The sequence below is a fragment of the Acetobacterium malicum subsp. dehalogenans DSM 11527 genome, from assembly GCF_000472665.1.
GTDB lineage: Bacteria > Bacillota > Clostridia > Eubacteriales > Eubacteriaceae > Acetobacterium > Acetobacterium malicum.
On record NZ_AXAC01000046.1, the window covers coordinates 1 to 19,734 of the forward strand.

Here is a 19,734-nt window from a genome sequence, read left to right on the forward strand (position 1 = left end):
AGCTGTTTTAAACGATTGGGATCTGTTATTGGGATATTCCCTGGATTATCACAATAACCAACCTTTCCGGTTTTAGCTTTGCTGATCCACGTGTACAAGGTATCGAGCTTTATACCTAATCGCTCTGCAGCCGCTTTGTTGCCGATCTCATTTGCCAGTTTCAACGCTTCATAGCGTTCTTCGGCACTATATACTTTTTTCATCACTAGTCAGTCCTTTTTATTTTTATTTTACCTCATTTCCTTGCAATTTGGGACTGCACTTTTATGATAACACTCCATGCTGTGTCATAAACGGCCCGCCACCTAATTGGATGGGATGCGTAATACCGCCGCTATAATAGATCTGATTGGATACCTGGATGACGATGTCCAGATGATCGGTCGGCTCAATGTTGACCAGATAGGGTGTGTTCCGCGGTTCATACTGCGCCTCATCCCAGGCGGGCACACCCATTTCCTTAACCAGAGAACCGTTGATAAAAAGCCGATGAGCCATCCAGATATTCTCGATCTTTAATGCAAACGCTTCCGTCGTGTCGGGTAATTTTATAAAAAGATGATAGGTTCCGTTGCCTTTTGATGGCTGCTGATAGGGCTTTTTCATATCCCAGGTACCGGGAACCTTCAAGATCTCTGGCTCTGACGAAGCGAGTGCTTCCGGCTCAAGCAGACTTTGGGGATAAAAATGCCATTCCCCGTTTAAGAAAACAATACTATCCTTTTCGAAATCCCAATGGGATAAATCCAATTGACCCTCGACCACCTCAGGCGATGTCGTCGTTGGCAATGCAATATAGTAGAGGATTGAAAACATGATCAAAAGAGCACTCACGGTCATCACGATACTCAGCGTCTGTTTGATATGGATGTGTTTTGTCACCGGATGCCTCACCTTTTTCTTTCATCAGTTAAGTGCCTGTTTTTAAAAGCACAGGCAGAATGGCCTGTTAATTTTTTATTAAACTCACGCTTGAAAACTAATCGAATACATGCTATCCTAGTTTTATATAAGTGATACTAAGCTGCACCACTTGCGAGTCGAATATGAAACAGATAGACCGTCCTATGTTCTCAAGCTACAGGGGCAGTTTATTTTTTTACGAGTAATCGTATAGACTAATCTTATTAAAGCGACTACAAACAAGCTGAATTAAATCAGACTATCGAATATAAACGTACAAAAGCATCCTCTCCCTTTCTCAAGGGGCAACCGTTCCCACTGTTAAATAGTATACCATATTCTTAACCATGAATAAACACCTATCAGGTTTTGGTTCTCTGATCGATATTGATAAACTTACACATTTTAAAAGCGCAGGCCAGGCCTGCGCTTTTGTTATGTTTTTTTTTAAGTTAAATTGCTTTCGTACCATCCTTTTTCTTTGAAAGAACTACCTTGAATTTCCATCCGTTTTCTTTGGCAGCCGTCTTAACAATCTAGTTGAGCTGACCCAAATCAAATTCATATTCATATTCATAAGCTTTTCCATCGACGGTATATTGAAATTCATTAACTTTCCGGACAGAGTTGCTCCACCAAATTTGTGAAGGATTCCGATTTCTCAGATTGTCTGGCAGTACTGGCGATTATTTCATTTTTTTCTATCAGTTGATTAACGCCTCCCTCGCTATTCGTTTATTTAACGACGAATTCGGTGACGGTATCAGGTTCTTCGCGGTCGTCAATATAAATTTCGACGGCATAATTACCCGGTGTGGTAACCAGTTCAGCCGGAAGAATACCCCACAGTGGGGCATCGCTGACGTCACCGTTATTGATGGTAACGGAATCGACTACCTGATCTTCCAGATACCAGATAAAGGTAATGTCCGTATCGTCAGGGGCGTTATGCAATTCAGCTGCCACATAGACATCGGTATTGACCGGAAATGAGGTGACCTCATCAATCGGCATGGAACTGTCATCGACTCCCGTTGTCATCACCGCATTACTGACATTGGCGGTGGTTGAACTGCAGCTTGCCCCCATAAACAGCACTGAAACCAACATAATGGTTATGGCTAAAAGATAAAGTGTTAATTTATTTTTTTTCATGACTCTTTTCCTCCTGAATGATAATTTTTACGCGAATAGCTGGAATCCCATTTCTGCATGTTATCCTAATTACTTAACCGCAGCTTGACCGGCTGATTTATTGTGCAACCGATTTCAGTCGTGCTTTCACTTACTCGTCCGGTCTTTTAATTAACCCCTGTGTTTCGCTTAGCCCTCCTTTTTTTATAAAAAAGATTTCTGTGTTCGTTCCAACCTATTTTCGTACTATTATTCTACCACATTTCTGTGAAAATAAACATTCCCCCTACCGACATTTCCGCAAACAAAAAACTCAAGCGAAAAAATCACTTGAGTTTGAGCATCTGGTTTTATTCGCTGGCTTTATTTCGGTTTTTTAACGCCTTCATCACATCAAAATACCGATAAGTAATGGTTTCGATCAGCGAAATGATGTCTTCCGCCGATTCCATCTCTTCCCGTTTCATGATCAGCGCATCGGCAATCAGCAGCGACAACCGCCGGGCACAATTCCGGCTAACCGGATTCTTGAGCACATCAAAATCCGGCAGCGGTACAATCCCACCGACCCGGCTGACAATCTGACAGCCGGTGAAGCCGCAGACCTCTTTGATATAGGTTCGCAGCAGATCATCACGATACTCAGTATACTCCCGATACATCGGCTTGGCATCCTGATCCCAGCAGGCCTTATAAACCCGCTGATATTCGGTGATCAAATCGCGGATATAGCCCAGCATTTCCTGGCGGTAAGCTTTCCGGGACGGTTTGGTGCCTTCTTCATGGTGGAACCAGGCAATATACTCATAAACCAGATTTCCGACCAGATAGCCAGTATCGGATGAAGATGGACCCATAAACGGATATTCCATATCGATTATTTTCATCTCGTTTTCGTCGATCATAATGTTGGAGGTATGCAGGTCGCCATGAACCAGACATTCACTTTTCTTCATGAAAATGCCCCGCAGCTTCAGCAGCTCAACCCGCAGTTCCCGTTTTTCCCAAAGCAGGTCGCTCATGGCCAGATGATTGGGATCCCCCGCCGGCAGATCGACTTCGCCTTCAATAAAAGATTCCCGTAAAAACAGAATGGTTTCCATAATCACCCGCATTTCGGGATTCATAAATTTACATTCCAGCATCTTATGAGCCATCTGATCCAAATAAATCTCGGATGTATAGAAATTCGATTTAGCCAGAAATTCACCCATCTGTTGGGGGAATTTAGGAAACAGTTTCCCCTTTGTCAATTCAAAACGCATAATTTTCAGCCGTCCGCAATCCTCATAAATAAAAAGATTGTTGTCCGGATCAAGGTGATACATTTCCGGCAGATACTCTGGAGTAATGGCTGATCGCAGCTTGATGATTTCGGATTCCAGCTGGTTACGCTTGGCCGTCAGCGGCACCCCTTCGCCAAATAGCTTGAGGTAGGGTTTGGCCTGTTTGAGAATAACCGACTTTCCGGTTTCATCCCAGACCCGATAAATGTGGTTGACAAAGCCATCCCCGTCGTCTTCGCCGCCGCCAACCTCATAAACCGTAAGCCTGGCCCCGGCCGGAAAAATATCCGTGGATGTTTCTAAATATTCAATGACGGTACTGGGTGTTAAATCTTTATAGGACATTCTCTACCTCGCGATTTTAAACGGATTTCATATTTTTACATTTTATCACGGCGAGAAGTAGAAATAAATGAACTAATTATTTGATTAACGGGAATATTTTGCGCACCTCTAGAGGATTAATCGATCATATCGATCAAAGGCCTTCTTCCGGGTTAATAAAATCGAGAAGTGGATGCCGAAATAACGCGAGATCAGAATCGCCCCCATAATCACAATCTGATAGACAATGGCGGTCATCGGCATTGAGCCACCGAGAATCTGACCCGTCATCATCCCCGGCAGGGAGACCAGACCAACGGTTTCGGTGGAAGCAATAATCGGATTCATGCAGGCGATGATGGCCTCTTTGTACCAGGGCAGGGTGGATTCCCACTGATTGGCTGACAACGCCAGCCGATATTGATACTGCCGTTCATTTTGCCTTAAGCCACTGTAAAAGGTATTGATCCCGATAATGTTGCCGCTGAGACTGTTACCCAGCAGCATACCCATCAGGGGGATATAGTATTGGGCATCAAAGATATTGTCAAGACCGATCACAAATTGATTGATAAACAGAATCATTACCAGATTGGGAACGCCGAAACCAATTACAATCGGTAAAAACTGATTTTTGATGGTCAATCCGCAGGTTTTAACGGTCGATAATCCCGCTGCTCCGATCATAAATAAAACATAAGCTGAATTAACCCAGAGGTTGTTGAATAAGAAGATATACTGCAGAAAAAAGCCCACCAGCACCAACTGGATGGTCATCCGGAAGAGTGCATAAATGGTCCGTTTATTGAGTCCAATTCCCAGTTTGACATTGATGATGACCATCGGCAGCACAAAAATCAGCAAGTATAACGGGGTATAAAAAGGTATTTCTTGAACGCCCATTACCAGCTCACCTCCCGGAGTCCCCGATTTTGATAGATATCATCATGGGAAACCACTAAAATGGTTTTATCATAGCTCAGCAGCAGCTCCACCATTTTTGTCTTGAGGGTCAGATCGAGCCCGGTGGTGATTTCGTCCAGGATCCAGATATCGCGATCCAGCAGAATCCCAAGAATCACAGCCAATCGCTGCCGCTCACCCCCGGACAGGGCGTCGACATTTTTTTCCAGGGTGTCTTGCGGTAGCGCCATGGTCTCCAGCCAGTCGCACAAAACCGCTTCCTGATAGTTTAGATGACGGTTAACCTGAAATTTAAAAACCGCCGCAAAAACATCCCTGACAATCCCTTTGGGAATATCGGCATCCTGGCTCACGTAGCAGATCTGGCTGCGAATGCTATTCACGGTTTCCCCAGTCAGGGTAACCCCTGCCACCGAAATTTGGCCCTGGTCCGGCACCACAAAGCCCAGCAGCATTTTAACCAGGCTGGTCTTTCCCCGACCCGAGGGCGCACAGAACAGGACCTTTTCATGTTGCTCGATTTCCAGATTGAAGCCTGAAAAAATCAGTCGCTGATCATATTTCAACTGAATATTTCGGAATTCCAGATAAGCCATCTTTCACCTCATGTTTAAATTCCGTTCCTACCTGACTGATGGTCTTATCGCCAGGATACTTCCGGTTTTTTTCGGGGCACGGTGCGCTGATAGGCGACCTTGGGATATCCCATCACCTGACAGGCAATTACCTGTTTGTTGGTATCTTCAATCCCCAAAAAGCGTCGCAGTTTGTCGCTGTTGGCCGCTGCCCGGACAAAAAAGCCACTGTAGAACATTCCCAGTCCCTGGGCATGGGTCATCAGTTCGATGGAGGTCGCAGCCAGGCCGCCATCAATGGGTGATTCCGAGACAACGAGCAAAACGGCTTTGGCATTAAAAAACAGATCGGTGGGTTTTTCCGGATTAGTCAGATAACCTTCATACATTTGCAGCCACCGCTTAGCATAATAGGCAATCAAGGGCGGGGTCTTTTCCGTATCGGCCAGCAACACTTTTCCCAGATTGTTAAGGCTTTCCAGGGCTAGTCCGGTCAACTCCGCGAGTTGCTCCTGGACGACCACAAAAGACACTGGCTGGCGGTTACCCCCAGTTGGGGTAAAACGACCAGCTTCAATAATCGCGTCCAGCTTCTCTTTTTCAATCGGCTGATCATTAAACTGTCGGACCGACCGTCTGAATTTAATAAAATTCAGCAGTTTTTCCGGTTCAATATCAAAACTCGCGGCTTCGTATTCCTTCACTTCGCTCATATCGTAGTCGGTTATGCTGACGGCATGAACCGGACAGACGGCAATGCAATGGCCGCATTTAATACAGGTTTGATTAAGGGCTTTGGCCTTATCATCGGCAATGACAAGGTCCCGGGTAAAACAATCATCAACACAGGCGCCACAACCAATACACTTTTCCTGATCAATTTTAATCATCTTTTCTTCCTTTCAATCTTTGACGAATTTAGAATCGACTAATTACCGGTAATAAAGAAATACAGCAAGACAATCACACCCAAAACGATGCGGTACCAGCCGAAAATTTTAAAGTCGTGCTTTTTGATATAGGTCATTAAAAACTTAATCGCCAATATGGAGGTGATAAAAGCCGAGATCATCCCCACCAGTAAAATCACCACTTCCCAGCCAGTAAAAGCAAAACCGAATTTGATCAGTTTTAAGAAGCTGATCCCAAACATCACCGGAACGGCCATAAAGAAGGTAAATTCGGCGGCTACTGTTCGGGATGTTCCCAAAATCATTCCGCCCAGGATGGTTACCCCGGACCGGGATGTCCCCGGTACAATCGACAAGGCCTGAAACGCCCCAATTTGCAGGGCTTTTTTGTAAGTTAGTTGCGATAATTTTAAAACTTCCGGTTGGCGCTTTTTATTGTAATTCTCGATCACGATAAAAAGAATCCCATACAGAATCAGCATCGCCGACACCGTAATTGAATTCATAAAGTAGGTATCAAAAAGGCTGTCCAGCAGCAAATAAGCTAAGATCCCCGGGATACAGGCCACCGCAATTTTTGACCACAGAATCACAGTATTTTTCCGGATCATTATTTTTTTATCTTTAAATGAAAATGGCACCAATTTATGCCAATAGATATAAACAACCGCTAAAATTGCTCCTAATTGGATAACGTACAAAAACATTTCGATGAACGGATCCGACATATTCAATTTAATTATGTCATCCACTAATATCATGTGTCCGGTACTGCTGATTGGCAGCCACTCGGTTACACCTTCCACAATCCCCAGAAAGATTGCTTTTAAAATTTCTAAAAATCCCATTTCTTCCTCTCTTTTGCCTGTAATTTTAAGTCGTTTTGTCCCGGGAACGGATCGCATTATGATACACCGCTATGAAACAATAAATAAACTCACATCATTAAGTTTACTTTTTTATCCTGAAAATTACAATGTTTTTATAGAATTATGGTGATAATAGGCTGGAATCTTAAAAAATACCCAAGAAAAAATATCCGGTATTGTCTGTCAGAACAATACCGGACACTGATTTGACTTTTATTAACTGGGGTCGAGTACCGATCCCATAAAGACGATGGCGCCGGTTTCATTGTCCTGAATCGCATAGAAGAAAGGTCGGTCGAAATTGAGTTCGAAATCGTAAACCGGCATGCTGGTCGTTCCAACTTCCACCGAAGTCACGGCAGCAGCCTCGGTACCGGCTTCATCCACCTGAATAAAGGTTTTATGCTTAACATCACTGATATAAATATCATCCGTCGCCCCTGCCGCTGCCATTCCTGAAAAGTCAGCGATTCCAGCTTCAAAAGCTACACCCATGCCCAAGTCTGTCAGCACCTGATTAAGCGACTTTTCATACTCCATGGTAAATTTCGGTAGCATCAGACTACCTGTTTTTGTTTCGAAAAGAGTCATCCAGTTTGACCAGTTATCCTGATTCAGCTGTTTCTGGAATTGCTCCAGACTGACATCTTCATTGGGTAAAAAAAGCACCATCGCCATTTGTTCATCTTCACCATAGTGCAACCGCAAAGCCTGAAAACCGGAGGTCTTAAAATAATCAAAGGAGCCACTCTGGTACATCGTCGGTGCGATCACGGTCTGGCCATCGGCCAGTTTAAAACGCTGGTCGGTGGTGAGGTCCTGCTCAAAGGGATTGGTCCATGTGCCTTTAAAATAAACGGCATTAATCAGAAACATGATCGTTTGCGGGTCAATTGGCGGCGCGACAATCTCGTTGATGGTTCCCCGGGTTTGCTCTTCCACCCATTTGTTGATTTCAGCGGCAGACTTGGGATCCGCAAAATCCAATTTTTTTGCCGCTGCCTGATAATCATTCTTAACCGTCTCGACAAAAGTTTCGGAGAATTTAAAATCTTCCACCATCCAGATCGAGTTGGCAATATTCAAGGTTACTTTTGGATCGGCAGTGGTCAATAAATATATCAGCGCCAGATTGTTTTTATTCAGGCTGTCGAGCTCAATTCCCTGAATATTCAGCGCCTTTGCCATGGCTTCCTGAGTCTCTCCGGTTGCGCCATTATAGGCCATCGCCATTGCCAGGGATACCCCCACCGGAGAAATCATCATGTTTTCGTTCTCCCGAGCCAGGTTTTTGTAGAGGTTAAATCCGAAATCATTGGTCTTTTCAACCATGGCGACATCAAACGAACTAAGCACCTCGTCATCCGGTTTTGACATGACCGCTTTTTTGCAGCCCGATGCCATGAATATTATCGCTACCATACCAAACACCCCCAGCAGAACCGCTAATCCTCGTTTCATCTTTGTCCCCTTTTTATTTTTTAAACACCTATTGATCCGGATCCACCGAATTTTTCCCTAATCGATTACATAAAGAATTCGACCGCCCCCGATTCCAGGTTGTACTTGCCCCCTAAAACTTTGACACTGCCAGCGTTAATTAAGCTATTAATGGTTTCACTTTGGAGGATTCGCTTAATGCTATTATCAATATTAAGATTCTCACATTTTCCGACATTTTCTTCACCCTCAATGGCGGGCTGAATTTCTTCCAGGATGGCGTTAATATGCCCATGACCATGACCCTGCATCGCTGCTGCCACGGCCCCACAGTGATTATGTCCCATGACCAGCACCACCGTTGTTCCCAGATGACCCACGGCATACTCAATACTACCTAATTCAAAATCGCCAATCACATTTCCCGCGGTTCGAATCACAAATAGCTCACCGATACCAGCCGAAAAAATGTGTTCCGGCGGGACCCGGGAATCTGAACAGGTTACTACAACCGCGTAAGGTTTCTGACCCTCTTCGACATTTTTGGTTCGAACCATTTGGGAAACATCACCATTGTTTTTCTCTGTTTCAACAAAGTTCTGATTGCCTTTTTGCAATCGCTCGATTGCTGCTTCAATCACATCCTGTTTCTTTTCACACATAACATACCTCTTTTCAAATTTAGTTATTATTTAAAACAATCATTGAGACGGGTACTCAATGGAGGTTATAGACGCAGCCGTTAAAACGCCTGAATCGGACATCCGATCGTGTCTACAATCGCCATTGAGTATGATTTACTCGATAGTAAGTGTGAATCTGTCGGCTAAAACTTTTTCTACGAAAACAGTGGCGACTTCAGGATCAAACTGGGTACCGGCACATTTTTTTATTTCTGCCACGGCCTCGGCCACACTTAGTCCTTTGCGATAAGCCCGGTCACAGGTCATCGCATCAAAAGCATCCGCCACTCCAATAATGCGGGCCTGAATCGAAATTTCTTCTCCCACCAACTGTTTCGGGTAACCTTTTCCGTCCCATCGCTCCTGATGCTCCAGCACATATCTGGCCAGCTCCGAAAATTCACTGGACGAGCTTAAAATCCGATACCCAATCTCCGGATGGCGCTGAATTTTTTTCCACTCATCCGAATCCAGTCCCCCCGGCTTATTGAGTATTTTTTCATCAATGCCCATTTTTCCGATATCATGAATTAAGCCGGCAGCCTTTACCTGACTGATATCGTCCTGGTCAAAATTCATTTTAAACGCGATTTTTTCGCAAATCTCACTGACCCGTTGTGAGTGCAGCATTTCCCGGCTGCTTTTTTCATAGAGGGTGTTCATGATTAAATCGATGGTCTTGTTTTTAATGCTGGCACTTTCGTAAAGCTTATGCCGATACATGTTGTCTTCGGCATTTTTCAATACTTCCTGAATATTCTGGTCACTGTTGATTTTGGTTTCATAGCCAAATGAAATCGAGAAATCAATGGCACCAACAGATTCTTGCTGGACCGCTGCTCTCATCTGTTTGACAATTTTTGCAGTCTGGCTTTCATCCGTTTGTGGCAATAGAATAATAAATTCATCGCCGCTGAGCCGGGCCACCACATCCTGATCCCGACACTCCTTCAGAATGACCCCGGCCACTTTTTTGAGCAACTCATCGCCGAGAGCATGACCAAATGATTCATTAACCAGCTTTAAGCCATTGACATCAGAAATGACCAGACTTAAGGGCAGGTTTTCTTCCCGATCAATACTGGTTAGGGCTTCTTCGTAGTAGCGGCGGTTGTAAACCCCGGTGAGGTAATCGTGATTGCTTAAATAACGAATCTTTGCTTCCGTCTGCTTTCGTTCGGTAATGTCCGAGACAATCACCGCAACCTGCTGCGGTTCGGGGGAATAGGCCACCACTTCAAAATACTTTTCAAATTGCTGGAAGTACTTTTCATAGCGTACCGACGCTCTTGTCTTTATTAATTGCGCGTATTTTTCGACCAGAAAATCTTTTGAATCCGGCATAATTTCAGTCAGTGTTTTCCCCAGGATATCCTGACTCTTAAAGCCAGTCAGCTGTTCAAAGCTGCTGTTGACATACAAAAAATTACAATCCTCAGGTTTTCCATTACTGTCAAACAGAACCTCATGTACCGCCAATCCCTGTTCCATTTGGGTAATCAGCCGTCTATTTCTTTCTTCGCTTACTTTTAGGCTCTCCAGCAACTCCATTGTTCTGATATGAGCCGCTTTCAATGCGGCAGTCTTTTCCTCGACCATCTGGGCCAGCCGACCTTGTTCGTCCTGTTTTTGCCGATGGGCGTTTTTTATTTTTACCATCGCCCTGATCTGGGCTGTTAGTTCGGACTCATCGATGGGCTTGGCCAAAAATGCCTCAGCTCCCGATTCGAGGGCCAGAATGCGATGCTCCCGATCCCCTTTGATTGCGGTTACAAAGACCACCGGGATTTCTTTGGTGCACGGTTCAGCCTTCAGTCTTTGACAAACCTCAAAGCCATCCATTTCCGGCATCACAATGTCCAGAAGAATCACATCCGGATCTTCGGCCCCGGCAATCTCAATGCCTTTAGTACCGGTGGTGGCCGTCAGCACCCGGGCTTCTGGAAAGGCTTCCCGGATCAGGGCCCGCATGGTGATCAGATTGTCCTGATTATCATCGATTGCTAAAAATTTCAATTGTCTATCTGCCATAGAGCACCTCTTGTATTACTTTTAAAAACTCCCGTTCGATGATCGGCTTGGGAATAAAGGCATCAAAACCCTGAGCTAAAATCCCTTCCCGGTCTCGGGTCATGGCACTGGCAGTTAACGCGATGACGGGAATTTTTTCCAGTCCGGGTAGACTCCGAATCGCTTTAAAGGCCTGGATGCCATCAATTTCCGGAAGGGCAATATCCATCAGGATCAGATCTGGGACAAACTGTTTAGCCAGTTCAATACTCTCCTGGCCGTCTGCCGCTTCCAGCACCCGGAAATGATCGTGGAGCAATGCTTTCACAGTGATCATATTGTCCGGGTTATCTTCCACCGCCAGCACCAACGGCTTTCGTTGATCGGTTCGGGGTTCAAGATAAGCGCCCCTTTTTTCCCGGATCTCCGGATAAAGCATCGAAGCAATGGCTTTTTTCAGCTCATCCCGGTTAACGTCACCTTTTTGAATCAACTGGTGAATATTGTTCTTGGTCAGATATTTCAGTTCATCTCTGGTAATATGCTTGGCAGTCAAAATCAACACCGGCACATCAGCTGTTGCTTCGGCTTCCCGGAGGGTCTGGAGCAATTCAAACCCATCAATTCCCGGCATCATCAAATCCAGAACCATGGCATCGGGAATCACCTCCGCCATGATATCAAAGGCTTCTTTTGCATCCCGGGCAACTTTTATTGTATAACCACTTTCTTCCAGCAGATCGCGGATCTGGATCACGGCCGGCTCGCTGTCTTCCACCATCAGTAAGGTTTTGGTCGCTGGATCAGCCGCTGGTTTACCGGTCAAGTTCGGCACTTCTGTTTTTAACCCTGGCTTTAAACCTTCCCGCCCTGTTTCAAACGCCAGTTCCATTACCTTATTTTCAGGCGAGTAAGTAATCGGCAGCGTCAGGATAAATTCCGACCCCTGTCCGACGACACTTCTTACGGTGACTGTTCCCCCCAGGAGGTTGGCATATTTTCTGGCAATCGCCAATCCCAGTCCGGTTCCGCCGAATTTGCGGGAGGTGCTGCCATCTCCCTGTCTGAATTCATCGAAAATAAAAGGCAGATAGCTTGCATCGATACCGATGCCGGTATCCTTGACCCGAATTTCAATATTCTCGCCGTCCTGACCCACCGATAACTCAACCTGCCCTTTTTCGGTAAATTTAACTGCATTACCGGCCAGGTTTTCGAGAATATGGCGGCACTTATCGCTGTCGCTGTTGATATAGACAGCGGTGTCTTTGGCGCCGTTAAGACAGCTTACATTTTTCTCGTTGGCCTGGGGTGCCAGCATTTCCACCACTTCATTGATCAGTTGATTAATATTAAATGTCGTAATTTCGATCTCTTCCCGGCCGGCCTCGATCCGGGAAATATCGAGAATATCATTGATCAGGGCCAGCAGGTTTTTGCCATTACGTTCGATGACTTCCAGATAGCTGTATTCTTCTTCTGGAATCTCATTCTTCAGCCGCCGGTTCAAAATCCCGGACAAGGCAATGACGGAATTAAGGGGTGTTCGCAATTCATGACTCATGTTGGATAAAAAGTTTGTTTTAAGCTGGTTGGCCTCATTCAGCTCTTTTTTCTGCATTTCCAGTTCGATATTCTGATGGATCAGTTCCACTGATTGTTCTTCCATTTCGTTCTTTTGAGCATCCAGCTCACGGTTCTGGTGTTCCAATTTTTCCGAAAACTCTTTAATCGTCCGATAGGCCAGGATTCCCTCAATTCTTGTACTCATGGTGCTCATGGTTTTTTCGATAAAATCGATGGCTTTTTGATTGTATTTACCAATGGCGGCCAAAGACACCACCGCAATGACTTCGCCGCTAAAAATAATGGGAATCGTAATGATTTCCCGGGGTATAAACTTCCCACTGACGGTATAGAAAGCAAACCGTGAATCCTCCGGGATATCTTTAATATGGGTATACCGGCCACTGGCTACCGAAGCTCCAAATTCCCCCTCCAGACTATCCCCGTCAAAAGCGACCCGGCCCATTTCCTCCAGACCGATGGATTCAAAATGTTCAAACTGATTGTTATTGGCATTACGCAAATAAACCGCAGCAACCTGAGAATCCGTGTATCGGGATAAGGTATTCAGGGTTTTCCGGAAGAATTTTCGGGCATCTTCTTCACCCAGCATAATCTTGACAAAATTGGCGGTTCGTTCATTAAGCTCCATATTTTTCTGAATATCATCCGCCAGGGTATTAAAGGATTCGGACAGCATTCCAAATTCATTGTGGTAATGATAATTGCTTCGGGCATTATGATGGCCATTCTGGAATTCATCGGTTGTTCGGGTGAGCTCATTTAATGGTTCCTGAATATTCCGCAGTAAAATAAAGCTGACCAGCACCGATAAACCGATAATGATCAGGACAATCATTAACAATTGTATCTTTATTTTGGTGTACAAGTCAGTCGAACCCTGGTATAACTCATCCGCCTTGTTACTGGCATAACTTTTCACAACCGCCATTTTATCATTTAGAGTTTCCCGATAAATCCCCACCCTTTCTCCCGGCAGCAGACTTTTCCGGGCCGCTTCCAGGTCGCCAGCCAGGGTGCTTTCGACAATATCTGTGCGGGCCGTTTCCCAGTTGATATAAGCATTATATGCTTCCTCGACGTCCTGTTCCGGCCCTAAATAAAGCTCCCGCAAAATGTCAAATTGAATCTGAATATCGGCATCGTATTGTTCCATCAATTCAATCGCATTTTCACGCTCTTCTCCGGTGTTGGCCAGAATCAGATCTCTTACTCCCACCCGCATGCTGAGAATATCGACATCCAGACGGTCAATTGCTTTGGTGACCTGAAAGGGATGATTATACATGGTTTCGGCCTGATTGACGATGGCATTGGTTTGGACATAACCAACAATCCCCAATAAGATAACAAAAAACAAAATAATCACAAAACCGATCCTGAGCTGTGTTTTTACCTTTAAATTTTTGATGTTCATATTTTCTCCCTGGACCATTTATATGAAGTGCAACAAATCTGGAAACACAGCACAATGGTAGTTTAGTTTTATTTTAGCATTCGAGCTCCATACACAAGTATGATGCATAAGTTTCTCGTATGCGCACAATGCCCAAGTCTAATTCACAAGATAGGCTCGCTATAGGCTCGCTGCTAGAGATTGGTCTGAAAAATAGGTACGCTGGCAGACAGCGTCTTGAGATCCTCGTCTTTGGCCATAAAGATGGCTTCCGCTTCTCCAGTGACTAAATAGCCACCCGCGGCCAGCGAACGTTTTAACTTCCTGACAATCGACCTTCGCACATCGGGACGGTAGTAAAAAAGCAGGTTACAGCAAAAAATGATGTCAAAATCGCCAAAAATACTGTCTGGCGGATTACTCGAATGGGAATCCAATAAATCATACTCTGAAAAGTCAATCTTTTGTTTTAATCCGGGAACAACAGCATAGGCTTCTCGCTGTTTTATAAAATGGCTTTTGAGGTATTTCATCCGGATATTGGCAATGCTATCCTCGTCATAAATGCCGTTTCTAGCTGTATCAAGCGCTTCCGGTGAGAGGTCAGTGGCAAAAATTCGATATCGCATCGCTTTTGACGAAGCTTGACTCAACTCTTCCAGCAGGATCCCGATGGAATAGGCTTCCTGCCCGGTGGAACAGCCTGCCGACCACACTCTGATTTCGCCATTTTCTGGTTTATGGCTAAGCAGATGCGGTAAAACCAACTGCTCCAGCACTGCAAAGGTCAGCGAATTCCGGAAAAACTGACTATAGGTAATCTGAAACGATGCCATTAAACAGTCGGCTTCATGACGATTGTTCTGTAAATATGATGGGTAGTCCGAGCTGCTGACAGCGATGCCGGTCATCCGCCGTTCCAGCGATTTTGCCAGAAAAGCGTCATCATAGATGGTCAAATCTTTTTTGTAGGTGTCGTTCATAATCCTAATCATCTCGAGAATCGAATCGTCTGTCTGCAATCCCACTAGTATCCCCCTGTTCATCCGGCTGACGGTAGTAGTCTGCCGGTGCTCCCTAATGAATCATTTCCGAATGGACCACATCGACTAGCATTTTCGCCACCAGCGGATCAAAGTGGGTCCCGGCACAACGCCTGATTTCGGCAATCGCCTCGGCCTGACCTAAACCTTTGCGATAGGTCCGGTCGCTGGTCATGGCATCAAAGGAATCAGCCACTGCCACAATTCTGCCCTGCAGCGAAATCTCTTCCCCCTTTAAACCTTTGGGATAGCCTCCACCATCCCATCGCTCATGGTGTTCCAGAATGCAATTGGCCATTTCTGAAAATTCATTTACCGAACTGAGAATCCGATAACCAATTTCGGGATGTCGTTGAATCTCCTTCCATTCATCATCACTGAGGGATCCCGGTTTATTCAGAATTTTTTCGTCAATTCCCATTTTGCCAATATCATGAATCAGTCCGGCGGTTCGGATCTGATTGATTTCATCTTGATCCAGCTTCATCCGCATGCCGATTTTTTCGCAGATCAGACCCACCCGGTTTGAATGCATCATTTCCCGGTTGCTCTTTTCATAAAGGGTGTTCATAATCAGTTCAATGGTCTTGCTACGCATACTGGCGCTTTCATAGAGCTTATGACGATACATATCATCTTCGGCATTCTTAAGCACTTTTTGGATATTCTCTTCTTTTCTGATTTTTGTTCGGCTGCCAAACGCAATGGAGAGTTTCAGCCCTCGTATCTTTTGTCGCGTCGCTAACATTTCTAATCTTTTAATAATCAGTGCCGCTGTTTCGGCATCAGTTCGGGCTAAAATAATAACAAATTCGTCACCGCCCAGTCTGGCAATCACATCATTTTCCCGGCAGCCGCTTTTAATAACATTTGACGCCATCTGCAGCAGCTCATCACCCACAGCATGTCCAAAAGAATCATTGATCATTTTTAAACCATTGACATCAGCCATGACCAGGGTCAACGGGTAATTTTCTTCAGTATCCAGTTTGATCAGAACCTCTTCATAAAACCGTCGGTTAAACAGACCAGTCAGGTAATCATGGTAACTCAGATAACGGATCTCTTCTTCGGTTTTTCTGATCCGGGTGATATCCTGAATCGTCCCAAAATTGCCAATATGCTGGTTGGTCTCATTAAATTGGGGAATCATCCGCATATTGATAATCCGTTCTTCGCCATCCTGCCGGAAGATTCGGAAAATAAAATCAGCCGTTGATTTTTCCACCATCACCTTGTTGATATTTTCCAGAATGCCGGGGATCTCATCGGGTTGGGCAAATTGGAGCAAGCGCTCCATTGTATTCACCTCTGCTATGGAAACAACCCCAAAAATATTCAGCACTTCCTCCGAACAATTGATTTTATCATTTTCAAAATCAAACTCATAACTCCCTAAATGGGCCAGTTTCTGAGCTTCAACCAGGGCTTTTTCGCTTTTTTTTCGGGCTTCATTTTCTTTTTCCAGCGATTTCAGCAGTTTGAGGGTCCGGGCGTGAGCGGCCTTCAACGCCTCGGTCTGTTTTCTGACCCGAATGTTAAGCCGTTTTTTCTCATTACGTTTTTGAATATTGGCCCATCTGATTTTTTCCATCGCTCTGATTTGAGAAATCAGTTCCTGTTCATCGATGGGTTTAGAAAGAAAGCCTTCGCCACCGCATTCCAGAGCCAGGATCCGATGTTCCCGATCGCCTCGGGAAGCTGTCACAAAAACCACCGGAATATCGGCCAGATCGGTCTTGGCTTTTAATTTTCGACATACCTCAAAACCGTCCATCCCCGGCATGATAATATCCATAAAAATAATATCCGGATCTTCCAATGCTGCCATTTCAAATCCGCTTTTACCATCAAAAGCCATCAAGACCTTGGCTTCCGGAAAGGCATCACGGATCAGGGCTTTTAAGACAATCACATTATCCCGGTTGTCATCAATCACTAAAATCTTTAATTGTCTCGTTTCCACAAGTCACCTCGTCCATCATTTTTCCTTCGTGTTTTTCACTACTGACATTCCACCCGGTTTCGGCCCTTCTCTTTAGCCCGGTTTCGGGCCCCATGGGCTCTGGAAATCAGAGTTGCCGGCAACAGGTCTTTGCGATAGGCCGATACCCCAAAACTGGCTGTTAGTTTCCCAATAATCTCAAAATCAGTATTTTCAACAATTGTCCTGATTTTTTCCGCCAATGTAACCGCACCCTTTTCATCGGTATCCGGAAGAATAACCAGAAATTCTTCACCGCTCCAGCGGCCGACAATATCGGTCACCCGGACATTGTCTTTGAGCATTTCTGCAATTGCCACGAGTAAGTTATCGCCCACCGGATTTCCATAGGTATCATTGATATTTCGGAGCGAGTCCACGTCTACCAGAATAATTGCAAACGAGGCTTTGGTACGCTCCGAACGTTCCAATTCACATTGCAGAAATTCATCGAGTTTAAGGCGGTTAAAGACCTTGGTCAATTTGTCCTTGGTGGACAGCTGGGCAATTTCCGCTTCCAGTCTTTTAATTTCGGTAATATCGCGGATCACGCTTAAGATGTGCGGTTCGCCTTCAATGTTAATGACCTGGGCCGAAACCAGACCCACAAACATCTCATTATTCGCATCATTCACCATGATCTCCATATTCTCACTGACGCCGGTTCGTTTCAGCTCAGCGATTAACTGTTCTCGTTTATCCAGTTCGAAATATAAATCGTGAATGTTGAACGATTCATCAACGATACCATTCCCTCTTAACTGAATCATTTTTAAAAAGGCCTGGTTATAGGACAATAATTTCCCATCTTCCATGGTAGTTATGATGGTTGGATCGGGATACAAATCAAAAATCATTTGAAAATGCTTTTTACAGGCATTTCGAATCTCCCGTACCATCTTATCAAGCTCAATAAAATCCGGATCCTCCCGGTATTTTTCGGTCGCATCATGATCCGGCTTTTCTTCCGCAACAATGTTCTTCAGATACTTAATCAATTCTCTGATTTCGGCATTCAACATGATCTTTCCTTGCACTTTCCGATTCATTATTGAAAAATAAACTTCAATAACCCCATCCACTTTATTTTAATCAAATAATAACATAATAGTATGAGTCCATCAGGTAGGTCTGTTCATATTTAACAGTCATTTTCCACAGATTCTTCTTTACTTTTTTGATCGATGCCTCGCCTTTTTCATATTGATCGAGGAGTTTTAAAAAATACTTCTTTTCGCTGGGAAGGGCAAGCGTTCTGAAATAACCCCAAATATGCTGGGCCACATTAATCGAGTTTCCTATCGTCGTTTCTTTCTGAAAAGAGCTTTCCACCAAATTATAAAACTCAACACTCGGGTAGCTGTCCTTATTGTTAAGCAGTTTGCGAATTTCCAGATAATCAAGCGGCGACCTTTCCAGGACGGCATATTTGTACTTGCTCCACTCCTGTTCGAGGCGGTTGATTTCTTTCTTTTCGGTAGTGCAATTAATACATTTAATTGCTGACAGATTCTTGTCTTTAACTTCCAGCATGAGATCCAGATCTCTGCCATTCAATTCCTGATAGAAGACCATAAATTCGGTAATCCCAATGGTTTTGGAATGGGACCCCGGTTTCTTTTCCGGATTCTGTTGGGAATAATGAATTTTCTGACTGCCATCCCCGCTTTTCCAGGTACTTTTACAAGCATCAATCCAATAACAATCGGATTGATTTCCATCACAGGGATTCACCTGATGGTGAAGATTATCAAAAACCACCGGAATGTCCAGAGCTTTTCCAATGATCAGAACATCACTGATGGTATAGGATTTATCATCATTTTCTATTACAAGTCGCTTTTTAACGGTTTCATCCAAGCGATCGTAATTTTTCAAAAATCGTTTAATCGCCTGTTTTTTATCATTATAAACCCCACCGATGTGGAGAATAATTTTATTTTCCGAACTTAGTCCCAGGCTGTCCATAATGCGGGCGTGATAATCCAGATCGGCAATGGCGTTTGTGACAATACTTTCATCTGCCGAGTTTAAAACCGTATACTGTCCCGGGTGCATTGAAACCCGCATCCCGCTTTTGGCAATTTTCTTACCAATCTTCTTAAACTGTTTTTCAAACACTTCCCACCAGATGATCCGGTTAACCGGATTCGATCCAAAGGGGATGATGGATGAGCTGATTCTAAATAGCTCAACCCGATTATCAATATTATAGTCAATCATATTTTCAAGCGCGTTCAAATTATGCTTGATCAATTCAGTCAATTTTTCATCGGACGCATTTTTAAGTAAGCACGTTTTCAGCTCCGTATTCGGTACCCCCACCGTTAAACATGCATATCCTATCCTCATAACAACCTTCTTTCCTATCCGCTCACACAATTTAATCACTTTTTTTCGCTGATGACCTGATTTTTAGCGCCTTAAAAAATAACCATTATCACAAATCTCCAGCGAACATCCCTTTATGTTGCGTGCATAAAATCAGTTCGATACGAAATTCCCCATGGTTTTGTTTATTATACCAGAAATGAACCTGAATATACAGCGAATTGGACGTAAAATCAATGATATCCCGGTTAAATTTTACACAAAAAAAGAGCCTGATTTCAGACTCCTTCAACTGGTTGGAACACTCCGAACGGGATTTATTATTAGTTTGGGG

The 19,734-nt window shown here is 44.4% G+C and carries 16 protein-coding genes; all 16 read right to left on the reverse strand.

Translation table 11 applies throughout. The annotated features are described in order from the left end of the window. Positions 1–203, reverse strand: a 203-nt coding sequence (locus tag A3KS_RS0115500) for a transposase (protein WP_026395680.1), incomplete at its 3' end; no start/stop codon positions are given. Between the two features lie 61 nt (positions 204–264). Further along, on the reverse strand, positions 265–882 hold the full coding sequence (locus tag A3KS_RS0115505) for a hypothetical protein (protein ID WP_026395681.1): 618 nt from the start codon (positions 880–882) through the stop codon (positions 265–267). A gap of 756 nt (positions 883–1,638) precedes the next feature. Then, positions 1,639–2,058, reverse strand: a complete 420-nt coding sequence (locus A3KS_RS0115510; protein WP_026395682.1) for a hypothetical protein — start codon at positions 2,056–2,058, stop codon at positions 1,639–1,641. Between the two features lie 329 nt (positions 2,059–2,387). Beyond that, positions 2,388–3,668, reverse strand: a complete 1,281-nt coding sequence (gene mtnK, locus A3KS_RS0115515; RefSeq protein WP_026395683.1) for an S-methyl-5-thioribose kinase — start codon at positions 3,666–3,668, stop codon at positions 2,388–2,390. A 108-nt stretch (positions 3,669–3,776) separates the two neighbouring features. After that, the gene (locus A3KS_RS0115520) at positions 3,777–4,550 is read right to left on the reverse strand and encodes an ABC transporter permease (RefSeq protein WP_026395684.1); all 774 of its coding nucleotides are present in this window, start codon (positions 4,548–4,550) and stop codon (positions 3,777–3,779) included. Continuing rightward, positions 4,550–5,167, reverse strand: a complete 618-nt coding sequence (locus A3KS_RS0115525) for an ABC transporter ATP-binding protein (RefSeq protein ID WP_026395685.1) — start codon at positions 5,165–5,167, stop codon at positions 4,550–4,552. The genes A3KS_RS0115520 and A3KS_RS0115525 overlap by 1 nt, the downstream gene beginning before the upstream one ends. Before the next feature lie 44 nt (positions 5,168–5,211). After that, positions 5,212–6,036 (reverse strand): nitroreductase family protein, encoded by an 825-nt coding sequence (locus A3KS_RS0115530; RefSeq protein ID WP_026395686.1) that lies wholly within the window; start codon positions 6,034–6,036, stop codon positions 5,212–5,214. Between the two features lie 38 nt (positions 6,037–6,074). Further along, positions 6,075–6,905 carry an undecaprenyl-diphosphate phosphatase gene (locus tag A3KS_RS0115535; protein ID WP_026395687.1) on the reverse strand — a complete coding sequence of 277 codons (831 nt, stop codon included), beginning with the start codon at positions 6,903–6,905 and terminating at the stop codon, positions 6,075–6,077. A gap of 237 nt (positions 6,906–7,142) precedes the next feature. Then, the gene (locus A3KS_RS0115540; RefSeq protein ID WP_051355931.1) at positions 7,143–8,387 is read right to left on the reverse strand and encodes a serpin family protein; all 1,245 of its coding nucleotides are present in this window, start codon (positions 8,385–8,387) and stop codon (positions 7,143–7,145) included. Between the two features lie 65 nt (positions 8,388–8,452). Beyond that, entirely contained in the window at positions 8,453–9,028 is a 576-nt protein-coding gene (locus A3KS_RS0115545) for a carbonic anhydrase (RefSeq protein WP_035356511.1), read from the reverse strand. A 135-nt stretch (positions 9,029–9,163) separates the two neighbouring features. Continuing rightward, positions 9,164–11,080: an HD domain-containing protein gene (locus A3KS_RS21550; RefSeq protein WP_051355932.1), complete on the reverse strand. Its 1,917-nt coding sequence runs from the start codon at positions 11,078–11,080 to the stop codon at positions 9,164–9,166. Continuing rightward, entirely contained in the window at positions 11,070–14,063 is a 2,994-nt protein-coding gene (locus tag A3KS_RS0115555) for a response regulator (RefSeq protein ID WP_035356512.1), read from the reverse strand. Before A3KS_RS0115555 ends, A3KS_RS21550 begins: the two co-directional genes overlap by 11 nt. A 173-nt stretch (positions 14,064–14,236) precedes the next feature. Then, positions 14,237–15,070: a CheR family methyltransferase gene (locus A3KS_RS0115560; protein WP_026395691.1), complete on the reverse strand. Its 834-nt coding sequence runs from the start codon at positions 15,068–15,070 to the stop codon at positions 14,237–14,239. A gap of 49 nt (positions 15,071–15,119) precedes the next feature. Further along, positions 15,120–17,051, reverse strand: a complete 1,932-nt coding sequence (locus A3KS_RS21555) for an HD domain-containing protein (RefSeq protein WP_051355933.1) — start codon at positions 17,049–17,051, stop codon at positions 15,120–15,122. A gap of 38 nt (positions 17,052–17,089) precedes the next feature. Next, positions 17,090–18,091, reverse strand: coding sequence for a sensor domain-containing diguanylate cyclase (locus A3KS_RS22805; protein ID WP_051355934.1), 1,002 nt, complete (start codon positions 18,089–18,091; stop codon positions 17,090–17,092). 70 nt (positions 18,092–18,161) lie between these two features. Beyond that, positions 18,162–19,421, reverse strand: coding sequence for a UV DNA damage repair endonuclease UvsE (gene uvsE, locus A3KS_RS0115575; RefSeq protein WP_026395692.1), 1,260 nt, complete (start codon positions 19,419–19,421; stop codon positions 18,162–18,164). Between the last annotated feature and the right edge of the window lie 313 nt (positions 19,422–19,734).